Source organism: Rathayibacter sp. AY1F3 (genome assembly GCF_002931975.1).
Lineage (GTDB): Bacteria > Actinomycetota > Actinomycetes > Actinomycetales > Microbacteriaceae > Rathayibacter.
In genome coordinates this window covers 49,668-67,188 of sequence record NZ_PSVF01000004.1, presented here as the reverse complement: position 1 = coordinate 67,188, position 17,521 = coordinate 49,668, and the positions used below count along the sequence as shown (strand labels likewise).

Below are 17,521 nucleotides of genomic sequence, written 5' to 3'. Positions count from 1 at the left end.
CCCGGCCGCCCGTCAGAGCGTCGGCCAGCTCCCGGGTCCCTCGCTGCCCGCCGGGTACTCGTCGAGCGGCACCCGGTCCGCGTGCCAGGCGTCGATCGCGGGCTGCACGATGCGCCAGCACTCCTCGGCGGCGTCCCCGCGGACCGAGAGCGACGGGTCGTCGTCGAGGATCCCCGAGATGACCTCGCCGTACGCCAGCAGCTCGCCCGCGCCGAAGGTCGCCTCCAGCGAGGCGCGCTCGAGCGTGTACGGGTCGCCGGGGCCGTTGATGTTCAGCTCGAGCGACATCTGGTCGGGCGCGAGGAACAGCCGCAGCACGGACGGCGCCTCGGTGCCCACGAAGCCGCGGGGCAGGTGCGGCACCGGCTTGAAGCGGATGACCACTTCGCGCCGCCGCTCCCCGAGCGCCTTGCCGGAGCGGAGGGTGAACGGCACGCCGGCCCAGCGCCAGGTGTCGATCTCGACGACCAGCTCGGCCAGCGTCTCGGTCCGGCGAGCGGGGTCCACGCCCTTCTCGTCCGCGTAGGCGGGCAGCTCGCGTCCCTCGATCGTCCCCGCTGTGTAGCGGGCGCGGCGCGAGCTCGCGGCGGGGTCGTCGCCGTGCAGGCGGGTGGCGCGCAGGACGATCGACTTCGCGTCCCGGAGGTCGGCCGCGTCGAGCGAGGACGGCGGCTCCATCGCGATCACCGCGAGGACCTGCAGCAGGTGGCTCTGGATCATGTCGGTCAGCGCGCCCGCGCCGTCGTAGTAGCTCGCCCGCCCCTCGAGGGCCAGCTGCTCGTCGTAGACGATCTCGACGCTCTCGATGTGCTCGGCCGACCACAGCGGCTCGAGGATCCGGTTCGCGAAGCGCAGGCCGAGCACGTTCATCACGGTCGCGCGGCCGAGGAAGTGGTCGACGCGGTGGATGCGGTCCTCGGGGACCAGCGCGGCGAGGCGCTGGTTGAGGGCGTGCGCGCTCGCCTCGTCGGTCCCGAACGGCTTCTCCAGCGCCAGCACGGTGCCCTCCGGCAGGTCGTGGGCGGCGAGCGCCTCGCAGGCCTTCGCCGCGATCGCCGGCGGGAGGGCGAAGTAGACCGCCACCGGACCGGCGCAGCTCGCGAGCAGTGCGGCGAGCGCCTCCGGATCGGTGACGTCGACCTGCTGGTAGCGCGTGCCGGAGGTGAGCGCGTCCACGCCCCCGCCCTGCGCCTCGACGGTGGCGAAGGAGGCGGTCAGCACCTCGTGCCAGTGCTCCTGGGTCCAGTCCTCGCGTCCCGCGCCGACGAGGTGGACCCGCCGGTCGGTCTCGCGGGTCAGCAGCTGGCCGACGGCGGGGAGGAGGAGCCGCGAGGACAGGTCCCCCGTCGCTCCGAGGATGAGCAGGGTCGAGACGGTCTGTGCCATGCGGCTCACCCTACGGCGGCGCTGAAGAGCCCCGCTCCGCCTTGACTGGGAGGCCACAGCCGCACCTGAGAGGATCGCCGCATGGTCTCCCCGATCGAGGACTACGCCGTCCTCTCCGACTGCCGCACGGCCGCTCTCGTCTCCCGCGACGGGGGGATCGACTGGCTGTGCCTGCCGCGCTTCGACTCCGCCTCCGTCTTCGGCGCCCTCCTCGGCGGCGACGACCAGGGGCGCTGGTCGCTGCGGCCGGTGGACGGGGAGGCGACGAGCGAGCGCCACTACCTCGGCGACACGCTCGCGCTGGTCACCCGGTGGACGACTCCCACCGGCGTCGTCGAGGTGGTCGACGTGATGCCGCTGCGCGACGAGCGCGCCGAGCTGGTGCGCCGGGTGCGCGGAGTGTCGGGGACCGTCCGGATGCGGCAGGAGCTGCGCATCCGCTTCGACTACGCCCGCACCATGCCGTGGGTGCGGCAGGAGGGGACGGACGAGGATCCGCTGCTCGTCGCCGTCGCCGGGCCCGACGCGGTCGTGGTGCGCGGAGTGCGGTTGAAGGCCGTCGACCACGCCCACGCGGCGGAGTTCGACGTCGACGCGGACGCGGTCGTCGACCTCTCGATGGCGTGGTTCCCCTCGCACCAGCGGGCGCCCAAGCGCCTCGACGTCGACCGCGCGCTGGAGCGCACGCTGTCCTGGTGGTCCGAGTGGGCGTCGGCGATCGACTACGACGGCCCGCACCGCGACGCCGTCGTCCGCTCGCTGCTGACCCTCCGCGCCCTCACCGACGACGAGACCGGCGGCATCGTCGCGGCGGCGACCACCTCGCTCCCGGAGCAGTTCGGCGGCGCCCGCAACTGGGACTACCGCTACGTCTGGCTCCGCGACGCCTCGCTCACCCTGCAGGCCCTGCTCGCGCACGGGTTCGAGCAGGAGGCGCAGAAGTGGCGGGCCTGGCTGCTCCGCGCGGTCGCGGGCGCGCCGGAGGACGTGCAGATCATGTACGGCCTCGCCGGCGAGCGCGACCTGCCCGAGCGGGAGATGCCGAGCCTGCCCGGCTACGACGGCGCCTCCCCCGTGCGGATCGGGAACGCCGCCGTCGACCAGTACCAGGCGGACGTGATCGGCGAGGTGATGGTCGCTCTGCACGAGGCCCGCGTGGCCGGAGTGGACGAGACGGAGTTCTCCTGGCCGCTCCAGCGCGCGCTCCTGGGCTTCGTCGAGACCAACTGGCAGCGGCCGGACAACGGCATCTGGGAGATCCGGGGCGAGCCGCGCCACTTCACGCACTCGCGGGTCATGATCTGGGCCGCGCTCGATCGGGGCGTCCGCGCCGTGCGCGAGAACGGCCTGCCCGGTCCGGTCGAGACCTGGGAGCGCCTCCGCGACGAGGTGCGCGCCGAGATCGAGGCCCAGGGCTTCGACGCCGAGCGCGGCCACTTCGTGCAGTCCTACGGCTCGCCCGAGGTCGACGCGTCGCTCCTCGTGCTGCCGATGGTCGGCTTCGTCCCCGCCGACGACCCGCGGATGCTGGGCACCGTCGCCGAGCTGGAGCGCGTGCTCCTGCAGGACGGCCTGCTGCACCGCTACCGGACCGAGTCCTCGGTCGACGGCCTCGCCGGCGGCGAGCACCCGTTCCTCGCCTGCTCCTTCTGGCTCGTCCGGCAGTACGCCGACTCCGGCCGGATCGACGACGCGCGGACCCTGATGGACCGGCTCGTCGGGCTCTGCAACGACGTGGGCCTCCTCTCGGAGGAGTACGACGTCGAGGGCCGCCGGCACGCGGGGAACACTCCCCAGGCCCTCTCCCACCTCGCCCTGGTGCAGGCGGCCGACGCGATCGCGGCAGCCCGATGAGGCGCCGCCGCGTCGTTCTCGCGAGCATCGGCGGAGTCCTCGGAGTCGCGGTCCTCGGCTTCCTCACCTGGAGCTCGATCGTCAGCGGCCCCGACGAGGACGCCCTCGCCCGCGTGCGCGCCGATCCCGCGATCGCGGTCGAGCGCACGGACGACGCGCTCGTGATGACGCCGACCTCGACCGGCGAGCTGGCCGGCACGGGCCTGGTCTTCATCCCCGGAGCGAAGGTCGACGCCTCCTCCTACGAGGCGACCCTGGCTCCGCTGGTCGAGGCCGGGGCGACCGTCGTGATCACGCGGCCGATCCTGCACCTGGCCTTCTTCGATCTCCGCTCGCTCGAGACCTTCACCAGCCAGGCCGAGGGCGTCGACCGCTGGCTCGTCGGCGGCCACTCCCTCGGCGGCGTGAAGGCCTGCCAGTGGGCCGAGGACCCGGCGGTGGCGGGCCTGGTGCTGCTCGGCGGCTACTGCGCGAACGACCTCTCGGGCTCCGGGCTCCCCGTCCTCAGTGTCAGCGGATCGGAGGACGGGCTCAGCACGCCGGAGAAGGTCGCCGACGCGAGCGTCCGGCTGCCCTCCTCCGCCGACCTCGTCGAGATCGACGGCGCCAACCACGCCGACTTCGGCTGGTACGGGCCGCAGGCGGGCGACGGCGAGGCGACCATCAGCCACGAGGAGGCGGACGCCCGCATCGCCGAGGCCCTCCTGGGCTTCAGCCGCGAGGTCGGCTGAGTCGCCCGCTCCCGCTTGACCTCGAGCGCACTCGAAGTCGTAGGTTGACGCCATGTCCACCGCCACCGCCGCCCCGGCCGAGCCGGAGGTGCTGTCGATCTCGCAGGTCGCCGCCGTCACCGGTCTCACCGTGCACACCCTGCGCTACTACGAGCGCGCCGGGCTCATGCTCGACCCGGTCGAGCGCGCCTCGTCGCAGCACCGCCGCTACCGGCCGGCCGACGTCGGCTGGGTCGACTTCCTCACCAAGCTCCGCGCGACCGGGATGCCGATCGCGCGGATCCGCGAGTACGCCCGGCTCCTCCGGATCGGGCCCGCCACGGAGCCGGAGCGCCTCGCGCTGCTCCGGACTCACCGCGAGGAGGTCGAGGCGCAGCTCGCCCGGACACACGCCAGCCTCGCCGCGATCGACATCAAGATCGCGGCGTACCAGGAGAGGACCACCCACTGATGAAGACGATCACCCTCGGATCCGACGTCGCCGCTCTCGAGGTCTCGCGCCTCGGTCTCGGCGCGATGGGCATGTCGGCGTTCTACACCGGCGCCGGCACCGACGACGCGGAGTCGATCCGCACCGTGCACCGCGCCCTCGATCTCGGCGTCACGTTCCTCGACACCGCCGAGATCTACGGCCCGTACACCAACGAGGAGCTGCTCGGCCGCGCGCTGGCCGGCCGCCGCGACGAGGTCGTGCTGGCGAGCAAGTTCGGCATGATCCGCCACCGCGGCGATGGGGGCCGCGGACTCGACGGCTCCCCGGAGAACCTGCGGCTCGCCGTCGAGGGCTCGCTCGCGCGCCTCGGGACCGACCGCATCGACCTCTACTACCAGCACCGCATGGACCCGGGCGTCCCGGTCGAGGAGACCGCCGGGGCCTTCGCGGAGCTGATCCAGGAGGGCAAGCTCCGCGGCTACGGCCTCTCGGAGGCGGCGCCCGCGACGATCCGGCGCGCTCACGCCGTGCACCCGGTCACCGCTGTGCAGTCCGAGTACTCGCTGTGGACCCGCGACCCCGAGGCGGAGGTGCTGCCGGTCCTCCGCGAGCTCGGCATCGGCTTCGTCCCGTACTCGCCGCTGGGCCGCGGCTTCCTCACGGGCAGCATCCGCTCGGTCGCCGAGCTGGGCAGCGACGACTTCCGCCGCGACAACCCCCGCTTCGCCGACGGAGCGCTGGAGGCGAACCTCCGCATCGTGGAGGCCGTCGACCGTGTGGCGGCAGAGGCGGACGCGACCGCCGCGCAGGTGGCGCTCGCCTGGCTGCTCGCCCAGGGCGAGGACATCGCTCCGATCCCGGGCACCAAGCGCGTCTCGCGCATCGAGGAGAACGCCGCCGCGGACGCCCTCGTGCTGACCGCGGAGCAGCTCGACGTCCTCGGCTCGCTCGAGGCCCCCGTCGGCGACCGCTACGCCGACATGAGCTCCGTGAACCGCTGACCGCCCTGCGGGACGCCGCTCGCCGCGCGCACCCCGGGTGCGGCCGTGCGAGCGGCGTCCTCGCAGGAGTCAGTCCCTCGGCGGCAGCTCCCGCTTCGGGGTGTCCCGCAGGTCGATGAGACCCGTGAACATCGCCCCCCGCTCGTTCGAGCGCTCGTCGCCCGAGAACAGGTTGTCCGGGGCGGAGGACCCGTGCCGGCGCGGGGTCGCGGCGGGAGCGGGCTCCCGCTCCATCTCGACGCGCTGACGCGGGAGGGCGACGGGGTCGTTCTCGTGCAGCCACGAGACGAGCCGCTCGCGCACGTAGCAGCGCAGGTCGAAGAGCGTCGGCGCGTCCTTCGCGGTGACGAGCACCCGGATCCGGACGAAGCCGCCCGTCGCGTCGGTCACCTGCAGCACGCTGGTGCGCCGGTCCCAGAGGTCGGTCTCCTCGAGCATGCGGTGCAGCTCCTCGCGCATCTGCTCGGGGCTGACCCGCCAGTCCAGGTCGAGCTCGACGGCGCCGAGCAGCTCGGACCCGGTGCGGGTCCAGTTCTGGAACGGCTGGGTCGTGAAGTAGTTCGTGGGCAGCACCAGGCGGCGGTCGTCCCAGAGGTGGACGACGACGTAGGTCAGCGTGATCTCCTCGATCCGCCCCCACTCGGTCTCGACGATCACCACGTCGTCCAGGCGGATGGCGTCGCTGAAGGCGAGCTGCATCCCGGCGAAGATGTTCGTGAGGCTCGACTGCGCGGCCAGGCCCGCCACGATCGAGAGCACGCCGGCCGAGGCCAGGAGGCTCGCACCGGCCGTGCGGGCCTCGGGGAAGGTCAGCAGCGAGGCGCCGATCGCGATGACCACGACGGCCGCCACGGCGACCCTCCGGATGATCGTCATCTGCGTGCGGAGGCGGCGTGCCCGGCGGTTGTCGGCCGTGTCGGTCCGGTAGCGCTCGGCGCCCAGGTCCTCGAGGAACACGAACAGGGATCCGATCACCCACGCCGCCGCGCCGATCGTGGCGATCTGGAACACCCGCTGCACGAGACCCGGCCAGGGGTCGCCCGACACGGTGGCGGCGAGCGCGGCCCAGACCGCGATGGTCATCAGCAGCACGCGGAACGGGATGCGCAGACGCCGGATCAGCAGGCGCGCCCAGGTCTTGCGCTTGCCGACCGAGCGCAGCACGAGGGCGACGACGGCGGTCGCGACCACGGCGATCACGACCGCGATCACCACGGCGAGCGCGATCGAGCCGATCACGGGGAGGACGTCTTCGGGCACATCGGTCCTTTCTGGAGGGGAAACGGAAGCGAACGGAGATCCTGCCACGCGAACGGGGGTCGGTCCGCATTCTGCGCCGGACACCGTGCGGATGCTCAGGCGCCTGTTGGCGTCGGCGGACGGAGACGTCGACCTCGCCTGGAGCACCGTCGCCCGGGCCTTCACGCGGACGGGCATCACCCTGAGCCTGACCGCCGCCGCCGCCGATCAGGCCCGGGCCTCGGACGCGCTCGACATCGGGATCGGCTCCACGAGCGTCGGCTTCCGCGGAGTCCTACCGCTGCTCGACCCGTCGACCGCCGCACCCTCCAGCGAGTGAGCACGGGCCGGCGCTCCCCCTGCGGGCGCTCGGAGGAGGTCGGGAACGGACACGGACCGGGAACGACGAAGCCCCGCACCTCACGAGGAGGTGCGGGGCTGGTGGTGCACCCCCTCGGACTTGAACCGAGAACCCACTGATTAAGAGTCAGTTGCTCTGCCGATTGAGCTAGAGGTGCGTTCCGGCCGGCTGATCGTGCGTGCCGAACCGAGGGATCACATTACCAGCGTCTCCCCCCGTCTCGTCAAATCGAGTGCGACGGAACGCCCGCGGCAGCGATCGGAGGCTCCGCGGGACCCACCGGTATCGTGGTCGCGTGACCCCGCAGAGCAGTGACCAGAGCTTCGACGACGACCTCCGACTCGCCCTCCGCCTGGCGGACGCAGCCGATGCGATCTCGCGGGAGCGGTTCGGCGCGCTCGACCTCGTCGTGGACACGAAGCTCGACCGCACCCCGGTCACCGACGCCGACCGCGCCGTGGAGGAGGCGATCCGCGCGCTGCTCGCCGCCGAGCGTCCGGACGACGCGATCCTCGGCGAGGAGTTCGGCACCTCGGGCGAGGCCTCGCGGCAGTGGATCCTCGACCCGATCGACGGCACCGCCCACTTCCTCCGCGGCGTCCCGATCTGGGCGACCCTGATCGCGCTCGCGGTCGACGGCGTCCCCGTCGTCGGAGTCGTCTCCGCTCCCGCTCTCGGCACGCGCTGGTGGGCGGCCGAGGGCTCCGGCGCCTGGGCCGTCGAGCTGGAGGCCGGGGCCGAGCCGCGACCGCTGCGCGTCTCGGGGATCGACACGCTCGCCTCGGCGACCTTCAGCTACAACAGCATTCAGCAGTGGGAGGGCGCGGGCCGTCTCCCGCAGCTGCTCGAGCTCGCCGGCGCCGTCTGGCGCGACCGGGCGTACGGGGACGCGTGGCCCTACATGCTCGTCGCCGAGGGTCTCCTCGACGGTGCGGGCGAGTTCGACGTGAAGCCCTACGACCTGGCGGCCCTGGTGCCGATCGTGCAGGAGGCGGGCGGCCGCTTCACCTCCGCCGACGGGGAGGACGGGCCGTGGCACGGCAGCGCCGTCGCCACCAACGGCCTGCTGCACGACGAGGTGCTCGCGATCGTGGCGCCGCGATGAGGAGCCGGACGGCCGCGCTCGCCTCGGCGGCGCTCCTCCTGCTCCTCTCGGGCTGCTCCTCCGTCGTCGGGCCGGACGGCCCGGAGGCCGTGCGTGACGAGGGCGGCACGGTGGCGACCGCCGGCGTCACCGACGTGTTCTCGCTGCGGCGCGGCGACTGCCTGGCCGACCCGGGCGACGACCGCATCGCCGACGTGGACGTCGTTCCCTGCGCCGAGGAGCACGAACTGGAGGTCTTCCACACGTTCGCGCAGCCCGGAGACCGCTACACCAGCCGCAACACGCTGCTCGCCCAGGCCGAGGCGGGCTGCGAGCCGGAGTTCGGCGCCGTGATGGGGATCGCCTACGGCGACTCCGCCCTCGAGTACCGCTCGCTCGTCCCCTCCGAGGTCGGCTGGCGCCACGGGGACCGCACGATCGTCTGCGCGGTCCTCGATCCGGCCGACGACTCCACCACCGGCAGCCTCTTCGGCTCCGCTCGCTGACCACGGCTCCGATCGACCCCCGTTCGGCTCATTGACACGCGCTCCGGCGGAGCGCAGGGTGAAGGGACGACCGGCAGGCGCGAGGGGGCGCGGAGACCGGCGGCTCAGGAGTCGACATGCAGGACCGGCACGACCAGGAACCCGCCGAGCGCTCGCGCACGGCCGAGCAGCACTGGGGACCGGCGGACAGCCTGTTCCCGAGACTCCACCGGCAGAGCTCCCTGCTCGCCGCGGCGGAGGCGGTCGCGCAGGTCGACGGGCCCGGCCCGGGCGACGTCTGGTCGCGGCTCCTGCACGACTACGCCCACGCCTCCGACCGCGTCGTCTCGGTGGACGGCGACGCCGAGGCCGCCACGCTCGGCTGGCTGAAGCCGCGCGGTGTGGTCTCGCTGCTGGTCACCGAGCGGTGCGACGACGACGACGCCGCCGAGCACCTGGTGGCCGCGCTCGCCGCGATGAACGCCGTGACCCTCTCCGTGCACGAGGCGCGAGCAGTACGCCTCCGTCCTCTGCTGGAGGTGCTGCACCGGCTCCTGCCCGACGCGTTCGCCGAGCTGCCGGTGGACCGCAGCGCCCACTACCCGGCCGGCACCGCCGTCGCCGTGCTGGCGCCGGGTGTGCTCTACCGGGACTGGGCCCCGCCGCAGGCTCTCGCCGGCCCGGCGCACGACGACGACGACCGGCTGGCGATGCTCACCCTCTACGGGCGGATCAGACAGCTCGACGTGCGCCCGTCGTGAGGGCGGCGGAGCGGAGCTCCCAGTGTGCGACGACGACCGGTGGTGGAGATGGGGGGAATCGAACCCCCGTCCATAGCTGTGATTCTGCGCCTTCTACGGGTGTAGCCGATGAGAGCGTTCTGCTCGGCCCCGACCGTTACCATCGGCGCATCGGTCGACGGGCCCAGCCCGAGTGCAAGTCCCGCGTCGCCCTCAGGCGTAACGACGCAGCAAGTCCTCTAGATGACGCCAGGATCCGGGGCGAGGACGCACCCACGGGCTGACGGACTATCTACTCTGGCTTAGGCAGCGAGAGCGAAGTCGGTGCGCTTCTGTTCGGCACCTGTGTTTTCCAGGGATCGTTGACGAGATGACCCTGGATCCTCGACCCGCTTCTCGCAGTTTCGCAGGCAATGTCGAAACCGATCATCCCCGCGAGCACTCGACGGCCCGGAGGCCGCTGGAGTGGGTCGTTCGTCGCACACTGTGGAGTTACGAGTTCTAGTCTACCTCAGCTCCGCGGGCGGTCACCCGGCGGCGGCGCAGATCGAGCAGACCCAGCACGAGCGCGAGCGCGATCAGCCCGAGGGTGACGAAGTAGCCGTTGCGGAAGGCGTCGTGGTAGCGGTCCAGCCCCTCCGCCATCCCCTGCTCGCTCGCCAGCGTCGCGAAGAAGACGGCGGAGGCGCAGGCGGTGCCGACCGCGGTGCCCACGCGCTGGCCGAGCTGGCCCACGGAGCCCGCCACGCCGCCCTGCGCCGGCGGGATCTCGGCGAGGGTGAGCGTCTGGTTCGGCGACACGACGAAGCCGCCGCCGGCCCCGGCGACGAGCATCGCGGCACCCATGCCGTAGGCCGCGGTCTCGGCCGGGAGGAGCTCGGCGGCGAGCAGCACGAGCGTGAAGCCGATGACCACGAGCACGATGCCGAGCACCACCAGTGCGCGGCCGTAGCGCTGCACGAGCTTGCCGCCGTACCAGGCTGTCACCGCCGAGGTCAGCGCGAACGGGATGCTCACCATGCCGGCGAACACCGGCTCGAGGCCGAGCCCCTGCTGGAGGAAGAGCGTGGTGAGGAGGAAGGTCGCCGGGATCGCGGCGAAGTAGGAGGTCGCGACCAGGATGCCGTTGCGGTAGGAGCTGGTCCGGAAGATGCGGAAGTCGATGACGGGCGTCCGCCCCGACGCGGCGTAGTGCGCCTCCCAGCGTACGAAGACGGCGGCGGCGGCCGCGGCGAGGACCAGCCAGAACCAGCGGTAGGGCGAGTCCGAGGAGGAGCCCGTGGTCAGCAGGAACGGCAGCATGAACGCGAAGATCGCGATCGCCAGCAGGAGCAGGCCGACCGGGTCGAGGGACCGGTCTCCCTCGGGCCGCGAGCGCTTCTTCGGGATGAGCTTCCAGGCGAAGACCAGCGCGGCGACGCCCAGCGGGATGTTCATCCAGAACAGCAGGCGCCAGCCGTCCTGCTCGCCGCCGATCGCGATCAGGAGTCCGCCGAGGGTCGGGCCGAAGGCGGTCGACAGGCCGATGGTCGCGCCGAAGACCCCGAAGGCCCGGGCACGCTCGGCGCCGGTGAACATCTGCTGCACCAGCCCGAGGACCTGGGGCATCTGGATGCCCGCGGCGACGCCCTGCAGGAAGCGCGCGACGACGAGCAGCTCGATCGACGGCGCGAGCGCGCAGAGCAGGCTCGTCACCGTGAACGCGGTCAGCCCGATGAGGAACAGCAGGCGGCGCGAGCGGATGTCGCCCAGCCGACCGGCCGGCACGAGCGCCAGTCCGAAGGCGAGCGCGTAGCCCGCGACGATCAGCTGCAGCTGGCTCGCGTCCGCTCCGAGCGAGCGCTCGATCGACGGCAGGCCGACGTTGACCTTCGAGAGGTCGAGGATCGTGATGGCCGCGACTCCGACGCTCACCGCGAAGGCGCGCCACCGCGTCTTCTCGTCGGCGGCGCTCAGGGCGGCGGGGGCGCTGTTCTCGGGGGAGGTCACGCGCCCCAGTCTCCCAAAGCACGGCGCGCGAAGAAGAGGCTTGCGCGGCACCCGTCGGACAGTGCCCGCCGGGGCCTACTCGCCGAGGCGGCGGCGGGTCGACATCGCGCGGTCCGCCTCGCGGCGGTCCTGGCGCTCGCGGAGGACCTGGCGCTTGTCGTAGTCCTTCTTGCCCTTGGCCACGGCCAGCTCGACCTTGGCCTTGCCGTCGCTGAAGTACAGCGAGAGCGGGATCAGTGTGTACCCGCCCTCCTTCACCTTGTTGTGGATCTTGAGGATCTGCGCCTTGTGCAGCAGCAGCTTGCGCTTGCGGCGCGGCGGGTGGTTCGTCCAGGTGCCCTGGGCCCACTCGTTGATGTGGACGGCGTCGAGCCACGCCTCTCCCCCGTCGACGAACGCGTAGCCGTCGACCAGCGAGGCTCGGCCGGCCCGGAGGGACTTCACCTCGGTGCCGGTGAGCACGAGGCCCGCCTCGTAGGTGTCCTCGATGAGGTAGTCGTGGCGCGCCTTGCGGTTGGTCGCGACGACCTTCTGTCCCTGTTCTCTGGGCACGGCTGCTCCTCGGGTCGCGAGCGGATGAAGGGGGCGGGCATCGTCGGGGCGATGCACCGGTGGGCCGCCCCGAACGGGACAGCCCACCAGTATACGTCCGGTCCGGGATCAGACCCGCAGGTACCGCGCGATCGCGACGTTCGCCGAGACGGCGGCCAGGACGATGCCGACCACGATCAGGATCGGCACGACGATCAGAGCGTCGTCGAGTCCCACGAAGGAGGTCAGCGGGATCCGGTACGCCAGGAACCCCTGCACGAAGACCTGCACGATGGCGACCACCGCGACTCCCGCGAGGATCGAGCCGACCAGCGCGGCGAAGACCCCCTCGAGGATGAACGGGGTCTGGATGAACCTGTTCGAGGCCCCCACCAGCCGCATGATGCCCAGCTCCCGTCTCCGCGAGAACGCCGAGAGGCGGATCGTGGTGGCGATGAGCAGCACGGCCGCGACGAGCATCAGGACGGCGATGCCGATCGCCGTGTAGCTCGCCGCGTTGAGGATCGAGAAGATCTGGTCGAGGTACTGCCGCTGGTCGGTGACGCTCTCGACTCCCGAGACGCTCGACAGGCTCTCCACGATGACGTCCGACTGGGTCGGGTCCTTCAGGTTGATCCAGAAGGTCTGGTTGAGCAGGTCGGGAGTGACGTACTCGGCGACCGGGTTGCCCGCGAACTGCTCCTGGAAGTTCGCGTAGGCCTGGTCGTGGTCCTCGAAGTAGGAGCGGTCGATGTACGGCGCGAGCGTGGCGCCCTCGAGCTGGCCCTGCACCGCGTCGATCTGCTCGGCGGTGGCGTCGGAGCCGCTGCAGTTCGAGCCGCCGGAGGTGGCGGTGCACATGTACACCGCGACCTGCGCCTTGTCGTACCAGAAGTTCTTCATCTGGCCGATCTGCATCTGGAGCAGGATCGCCGTGCCGACGAAGGTGAGGGAGATGAAGGTCACCAGGATCACCGAGACGACCATGGAGACGTTGCGCCGGAGGCCGCTGGCGACCTCCGACCAGATCAGTGCGAATCTCACTTGACGGGTCCTACGTTCTGCTGGTCGTCGCCGGTCTCGTCGCCCTCGCCCGCGTGGGCGCGGAGGCCGAGGCGCGCGGCGAGCGACTCCTCGGGCAGGGCGCCGGTGTCGGCGGGGAGGAAGATCGGACCGGTCTGGCTCTGCAGCTCGACGACGCGCTGGGCGGCGGCCGGCCCGGCGGCCGGCTCCGGCTCGCGCTCGCGCTCCGGCTCGACGGCGGCGGAGCGGCGGCCCTCGGGGACGCGGGGCTGGGCGGCGGTCTGCGAGAGGCGGGCCGGCTCGGACGGCGGGGCCGGAGCCTCCTGGCGCAGGTCGATCTCGGGGACCTCGGCGGGCGCGAGCTCGCTGTCGATGATCGCCGGGGGCGCGGGCTGCTCGGCGACCGCGTGGTCGTCGGCCGCCACGACCACGACGCCGTCGTGGACGACGGTGATGCTCTCGGTCTGGCCGTAGCCGCCCTGGCTCTCGTCGCGGACGATGCTGCCGGCCGAGAGCTCGATGACGCGGCGCTTCATCTGGTCGACGATGCCAGCCTCGTGGGTCGCCATGATCACGGTCGTGCCGCCCGCGTTGATCCGCTCGAGCAGTGCCATGATGCCGGCGCTCGTGGTCGGGTCGAGGTTGCCCGTGGGCTCGTCGGCCAGCAGGACGGCCGGCTTGTTGACGACGGCACGGGCGATCGCCACGCGCTGCTGCTCGCCGCCGGAGAGCTCGTGGGGCAGGCGCGACGCCTTGCCCGCGAGGCCCACCATCTTGAGCGTGTCCGGGACGGCCTCCTGGATGTAGCCCTTCGACTTGCCGATCACCTGGAGGCTGAACGCGACGTTGTCGAAGACGGACTTGTTCGGCAGCAGCCGGAAGTCCTGGAACACCACGCCCATGTTGCGGCGGAAGTACGGGACCTTGCGGCTCGAGATCTTGCCGAGGTTCTGCCCGAGCACGTGGATCGACCCGGAGGAGGGGCGCTCCTCCTTGAGGATCAGGCGGAGGCAGCTCGACTTGCCGGAGCCGGAGGCGCCGACGAGGAAGACGAACTCGCCCCGGAGGATCTCGAGATCGATGGCGTTGAGGGCGGGTCTCGTGCCGCCCCGATACTGCTTGGAGACGTTGTCGAAGCGAATCATGTCGGTACGAGGGTAAGCGACGATCCCGAAGAGTCCGCCGAGGGGGCGCGCGGCGCGTCGGTGGGGACGCGCCCGCGCCGCGCTAGGAGGACTTCCGCCAGCGGATCCCGGCGGCGATGAAGCCGTCCAGATCGCCGTCGAACACGTGCGAGGGGTTGCCGACCTCGTGGTCGGTGCGCAGGTCCTTCACCATCTGGTACGGAGCGAGGACGTAGCTGCGCATCTGGTCGCCCCAGCTCGCGGTGATGGTGCCGGCGAGCTCCTTCTTGGTGGCCGCCTCCTGCTCCTTCTGCAGCAGCAGGAGCCGCGACTGGAGCACGCGCATCGCCGCGGCGCGGTTCTGGATCTGGCTCTTCTCGTTCTGCATCGACACGACGGTGCCGGTGGGCAGGTGGGTGAGGCGCACCGCGGAGTCGGTGGTGTTCACCGACTGGCCGCCGGGGCCGGAGGAGCGGAAGACGTCCACGCGGATGTCGTTGTCCGGGATCTCGATCGCCCCGGCCTCCTCCATCAGCGGGATGACCTCGACCGCGGCGAAAGAGGTCTGGCGCTTGCCCGCGGCGCCGAAGGGGCTCATCCGCACGAGGCGGTGGGTTCCGGCCTCGACCGAGAGCGTGCCGAAGGCGTAGGGGGCGTCGATCTGGAAGGTGGCCGACTTGATGCCCGCCTCCTCCGCGTAGCTGGCGTCCATGACGGTCGCCGCGTACTTGTGCTTCTCGGCCCAGCGGAGGTACATGCGCATGAGCATCTCGGCGAAGTCGGAGGCGTCGACGCCGCCCGCTCCCGCGCGGATGGTGACCACGGCGGGGCGGTCGTCGTACTCGCCGTCGAGCAGGGTCTGCACCTCGAGCTCGCCCATGACCTTCTGGAGGGAGGAGAGCTCGGCGATCGCCTCCTGCTCGGACTCGGCGTCCTCGGCCTCGTTCGCCATCTCGACGAGCACCTCGAGGTCGTCCAGGCGCCGGTCGATCGCGGTGATCCGCGCGAGCTCGGACTGGCGGTGGCTGAGGGCGCTGGTCACCTTCTGCGCGTTGGCCGTGTCGTCCCACAGGTCGGGGGCGCCGGCCTGCTCGCTGAGCTCGGCGATCTTCGAGCGGAGACCGTCCACGTCGATGACGGCGCGGATGTCGGCGAAGGTGGAGCGGAGAGCAGTGATCTGCTCGGTGAAGTCGTTGTCCAGCATGGTGCGTCCAGACTACCGGGGGCCGGGGGCCGCCCTCCGGCCCGGGCGTACCCTGGGGACGGTGACCAGCACCGCTCCGCGCCCCTTCCCCGTCGGGCCGCTGCTGCTGTCGACCTTCCTCCCCACCCTCCTCTTCTCCATCGGCGAGGGGGCGATCATCCCCCTCCTGCCGGCCGCGGCCGGCGACCTCGGCGCGACGCTGGCCCTGGCGGGCCTCGTGGCGGGGATGATCATGATCGGCGAGCTGGCGGGCGACATCCCCAGCGGCTGGATCGTCTCGCGGATCGGCGAGCGCGGCGCGATGCTCGGAGCCTCGGCCGCGTCGATCCTGGGGCTCGTGGTGTGCCTGCTCTCGACGTCGTGGGTCGGGCTGACGATCGGCGTCTTCGTGATCGGCCTCGCGACCGCGGTCTTCGCGCTGGCGCGCCATGCGTTCATGACGTCGTTCGTCCCGATCACGCACCGCGCCCGCGCGCTCAGCGCCCTCGCCGGGGCGTTCCGCGCGGGCTGGCTGATCGGCCCGTTCCTGGCGGCCGGGGTGGTGCACCTCACCGGCTCCGTCGAGTCCGTCTTCTGGGTGCACATCGTCTGCTGCGTGGCGGCGGTCGTGGTCCTGCTGCTCGTGCCCGACCCCGCGACGGTGCTGCGGCGGGCGCAGGCCGCGGCCGACCGCGCCGCTCCGGAGGACGTGGTCGCCGCGGAGGCGTCGGCGACCGTCCCGGAGTCGCCGCAGTCGCTGCTCGAGACGCTGCGCGAGCACCGCGGGGTCCTCGCTCGGATGGGGACCGGCGCCGCCGTGATCGGGGCGCTCCGGGCGAGCCGGACGCTGATCCTCCCCCTCTGGGCGGTGAGCATCGGGCTCGCCGAGACCGACACCGCGATCATCATCGGCATCGCCGGCGCGCTCGACTTCGCCCTCTTCTACGCCGGCGGCCAGCTGATGGACCGCTTCGGCCGGGGCGCCACCGCGATCCCCTCGATGATCGGCCTCGGGCTCGGCCACCTCGCCCTCGCCGCCTCGGTGCTCGCCCTCGATCCGGTGCCCTGGTTCGTCGCCGTGGCCTGCGTGCTCGCGGCCGCGAACGGCATCGGCTCCGGGATCCTGATGACCATCGGCGCCGATCTCGCGCCCCCGGCCGATCCGGCCCCGTTCCTCGGCGCGTTCCGCTTCACCGGTGACGCGGGCAACGCCGCCGCCCCGATCGTCGTGTCGGCGCTCACCGCCCTCGTCTCCCTCCCCTTCGCCGCCGTCGTGATGGGGGTGCTCGGTCTGGGCGGAGCGGGGGCGCTCGCCCGCTGGATCCCGCGGTACCTCCCCCGGGCGGCCTCCCGCGGCTGAGGCGCGGGGCCCTCCTCCTACACTGGAGCCCGCACGCGGGAGTGGTGGAATGGCAGACACGCAGGATTTAGGTTCCTGTGCCGAGAGGCGTGAGGGTTCGAGTCCCTCCTTCCGCACGGGATCGGCCGGTACGCTGAGCGCGCTCGCGTGACCGCCGACCGGCCACCGGCCCCCGTCGACTGGAGATCCGTTGAACCACGCCGCCCTCGTCCCCTGGCTCGATCCGGAGACGATCCTGACCTCGTTCGGCCCCTGGGGCGTGCTCGTGGTCTGCCTCATCGTGTTCGCCGAGACCGGACTGCTGATCGGCTTCCTCTTCCCGGGCGACACGCTGCTGATCATCACGGGCCTGCTGGCGCACGAGAACGCGTCGAACGGCGGCCTCGGCGTCCCGATCTGGCTCATCTGCCTGGCCGTCGGGTTCTCGGCCTTCGTCGGCGGCGAGGTCGGCTACCTGATCGGGCACAAGGCCGGCCCGCGCATCTTCGAGCGCAAGGAGTCCGGCTTCTTCAGCATCGAGAACGTGAAGCGGACCAACGCGTTCTTCGAGCGCTTCGGCGGCCTCGCCGTGATCCTCGCGCGCTTCGTGCCGATCGTCCGCACCTTCGCGCCGATCGCGGCCGGCGTGGCCCACATGAACTACCGCAAGTACAGCCTCTACAACCTCATCGGCGCCCTGATCTGGGGCAGCGGGGTCACGCTGATCGGGTGGCTGCTCGCCTTCATCCCGCCGGTCGCCGACTTCGTCTCGCACTACATCGACGTGATCCTGATCGGCGCGGTCGTGCTCGCGCTGGTGCCGACGCTGTTCCACTTCTTCCAGCAGCAGCGCAAGGCGAAGCTCGCCGCCGACCCCGAGACCGACTCGACCGAGTCGGCCGCCTACGTGCTCGACGCCGACACCCTGGACGACAAGCACCCGAAGTCCTGACCTCCGCCTCCGGGGAACGCCACTCCGGCACGCGGCACGCCGACAGGCGTGCACCGGAGTGGCATC

Annotated in this window: 17 protein-coding genes, 2 tRNA genes and 1 other RNA gene; 11 read left to right on the top strand and 9 right to left on the bottom strand. The window is 72.0% G+C overall.

Features of this window, described 5'->3' with window-relative positions:
* Nucleotides 1–12: 12 nt before the first annotated feature.
* Entirely contained in the window at nucleotides 13–1,386 is a 1,374-nt protein-coding gene (locus tag C5C39_RS04105; protein ID WP_181136310.1) for a glucose-6-phosphate dehydrogenase, read from the bottom strand.
* Nucleotides 1,387–1,467: 81 nt separating this feature from the next.
* On the opposite strand from C5C39_RS04105, the gene C5C39_RS04100 reads away from it, so the two are divergent.
* From C5C39_RS04100 to C5C39_RS04085, 4 genes are read left to right on the top strand one after another with little or no spacing between them, the layout of a single operon-like run.
* Entirely contained in the window at nucleotides 1,468–3,240 is a 1,773-nt protein-coding gene (locus C5C39_RS04100) for a glycoside hydrolase family 15 protein (RefSeq protein WP_104223549.1), read from the top strand.
* Nucleotides 3,237–3,971, top strand: a complete 735-nt coding sequence (locus tag C5C39_RS04095) for an alpha/beta hydrolase (RefSeq protein ID WP_104352736.1) — start codon at nucleotides 3,237–3,239, stop codon at nucleotides 3,969–3,971. Before C5C39_RS04100 ends, C5C39_RS04095 begins: the two co-directional genes overlap by 4 nt.
* Before the next feature lie 52 nt (nucleotides 3,972–4,023).
* Complete coding sequence (locus tag C5C39_RS04090; protein ID WP_104223551.1) at nucleotides 4,024–4,422, top strand: MerR family transcriptional regulator; 399 nt, start codon at nucleotides 4,024–4,026, stop codon at nucleotides 4,420–4,422.
* Entirely contained in the window at nucleotides 4,422–5,405 is a 984-nt protein-coding gene (locus C5C39_RS04085; RefSeq protein ID WP_104268707.1) for an aldo/keto reductase, read from the top strand. Before C5C39_RS04090 ends, C5C39_RS04085 begins: the two co-directional genes overlap by 1 nt.
* 69 nt (nucleotides 5,406–5,474) lie before the next feature.
* On the opposite strand, the gene C5C39_RS04080 is transcribed toward C5C39_RS04085, so the two are convergent.
* Nucleotides 5,475–6,665, bottom strand: a complete 1,191-nt coding sequence (locus tag C5C39_RS04080) for a mechanosensitive ion channel family protein (RefSeq protein ID WP_181065661.1) — start codon at nucleotides 6,663–6,665, stop codon at nucleotides 5,475–5,477.
* Between the two features lie 91 nt (nucleotides 6,666–6,756).
* On the opposite strand from C5C39_RS04080, the gene C5C39_RS17380 reads away from it, so the two are divergent.
* The gene (locus tag C5C39_RS17380) at nucleotides 6,757–6,984 is read left to right on the top strand and encodes a hypothetical protein (RefSeq protein ID WP_181136318.1); all 228 of its coding nucleotides are present in this window, start codon (nucleotides 6,757–6,759) and stop codon (nucleotides 6,982–6,984) included.
* A gap of 102 nt (nucleotides 6,985–7,086) precedes the next feature.
* Here the strand turns inward: C5C39_RS17380 and C5C39_RS04070 are convergent.
* A tRNA-Lys gene (locus C5C39_RS04070) sits at nucleotides 7,087–7,162 on the bottom strand.
* Between the two features lie 138 nt (nucleotides 7,163–7,300).
* Here C5C39_RS04070 and C5C39_RS04065 point away from each other — a divergent pair.
* The 3 genes from C5C39_RS04065 to C5C39_RS04055 all read left to right on the top strand — a co-directional run bounded on the left by C5C39_RS04065 (nucleotide 7,301) and on the right by C5C39_RS04055 (nucleotide 9,335).
* Nucleotides 7,301–8,110, top strand: coding sequence for an inositol monophosphatase family protein (locus C5C39_RS04065; protein ID WP_104223554.1), 810 nt, complete (start codon nucleotides 7,301–7,303; stop codon nucleotides 8,108–8,110).
* Nucleotides 8,107–8,595 (top strand): septum formation family protein, encoded by a 489-nt coding sequence (locus C5C39_RS04060; RefSeq protein WP_104233204.1) that lies wholly within the window; start codon nucleotides 8,107–8,109, stop codon nucleotides 8,593–8,595. The genes C5C39_RS04065 and C5C39_RS04060 overlap by 4 nt, the downstream gene beginning before the upstream one ends.
* A gap of 116 nt (nucleotides 8,596–8,711) precedes the next feature.
* A complete protein-coding gene (locus C5C39_RS04055) occupies nucleotides 8,712–9,335 on the top strand; it encodes a hypothetical protein (RefSeq protein ID WP_104352734.1) in 624 nt (207 codons plus the stop codon).
* A gap of 40 nt (nucleotides 9,336–9,375) precedes the next feature.
* Here C5C39_RS04055 and ssrA read toward each other — a convergent pair.
* The 6 genes from ssrA to prfB all read right to left on the bottom strand — a co-directional run bounded on the left by ssrA (nucleotide 9,376) and on the right by prfB (nucleotide 15,185).
* Nucleotides 9,376–9,748: a transfer-messenger RNA gene (gene ssrA, locus C5C39_RS04050) on the bottom strand.
* A gap of 67 nt (nucleotides 9,749–9,815) precedes the next feature.
* Complete coding sequence (locus tag C5C39_RS04045; protein ID WP_104352733.1) at nucleotides 9,816–11,303, bottom strand: MFS transporter; 1,488 nt, start codon at nucleotides 11,301–11,303, stop codon at nucleotides 9,816–9,818.
* A 75-nt stretch (nucleotides 11,304–11,378) separates the two neighbouring features.
* Complete coding sequence (gene smpB / locus C5C39_RS04040; protein ID WP_104223558.1) at nucleotides 11,379–11,855, bottom strand: SsrA-binding protein SmpB; 477 nt, start codon at nucleotides 11,853–11,855, stop codon at nucleotides 11,379–11,381.
* Nucleotides 11,856–11,963: 108 nt separating this feature from the next.
* A complete protein-coding gene (ftsX, locus tag C5C39_RS04035) occupies nucleotides 11,964–12,878 on the bottom strand; it encodes a permease-like cell division protein FtsX (RefSeq protein ID WP_104223559.1) in 915 nt (304 codons plus the stop codon).
* Nucleotides 12,875–14,002, bottom strand: coding sequence for a cell division ATP-binding protein FtsE (gene ftsE, locus C5C39_RS04030; RefSeq protein WP_104352732.1), 1,128 nt, complete (start codon nucleotides 14,000–14,002; stop codon nucleotides 12,875–12,877). Before ftsE ends, ftsX begins: the two co-directional genes overlap by 4 nt.
* 82 nt (nucleotides 14,003–14,084) lie before the next feature.
* The gene (gene prfB, locus C5C39_RS04025; RefSeq protein ID WP_104226967.1) at nucleotides 14,085–15,185 is read right to left on the bottom strand and encodes a peptide chain release factor 2; all 1,101 of its coding nucleotides are present in this window, start codon (nucleotides 15,183–15,185) and stop codon (nucleotides 14,085–14,087) included.
* A 61-nt stretch (nucleotides 15,186–15,246) separates the two neighbouring features.
* Between prfB and C5C39_RS04020 the strand changes: the two genes are divergently transcribed.
* The 3 genes from C5C39_RS04020 to C5C39_RS04010 all read left to right on the top strand — a co-directional run bounded on the left by C5C39_RS04020 (nucleotide 15,247) and on the right by C5C39_RS04010 (nucleotide 17,455).
* Complete coding sequence (locus C5C39_RS04020; RefSeq protein WP_258075768.1) at nucleotides 15,247–16,524, top strand: MFS transporter; 1,278 nt, start codon at nucleotides 15,247–15,249, stop codon at nucleotides 16,522–16,524.
* Nucleotides 16,525–16,559: 35 nt separating this feature from the next.
* Nucleotides 16,560–16,640, top strand: a tRNA-Leu gene (locus C5C39_RS04015).
* Between the two features lie 74 nt (nucleotides 16,641–16,714).
* Nucleotides 16,715–17,455: a DedA family protein gene (locus C5C39_RS04010; protein WP_104238166.1), complete on the top strand. Its 741-nt coding sequence runs from the start codon at nucleotides 16,715–16,717 to the stop codon at nucleotides 17,453–17,455.
* Nucleotides 17,456–17,521 lie beyond the last annotated feature (66 nt).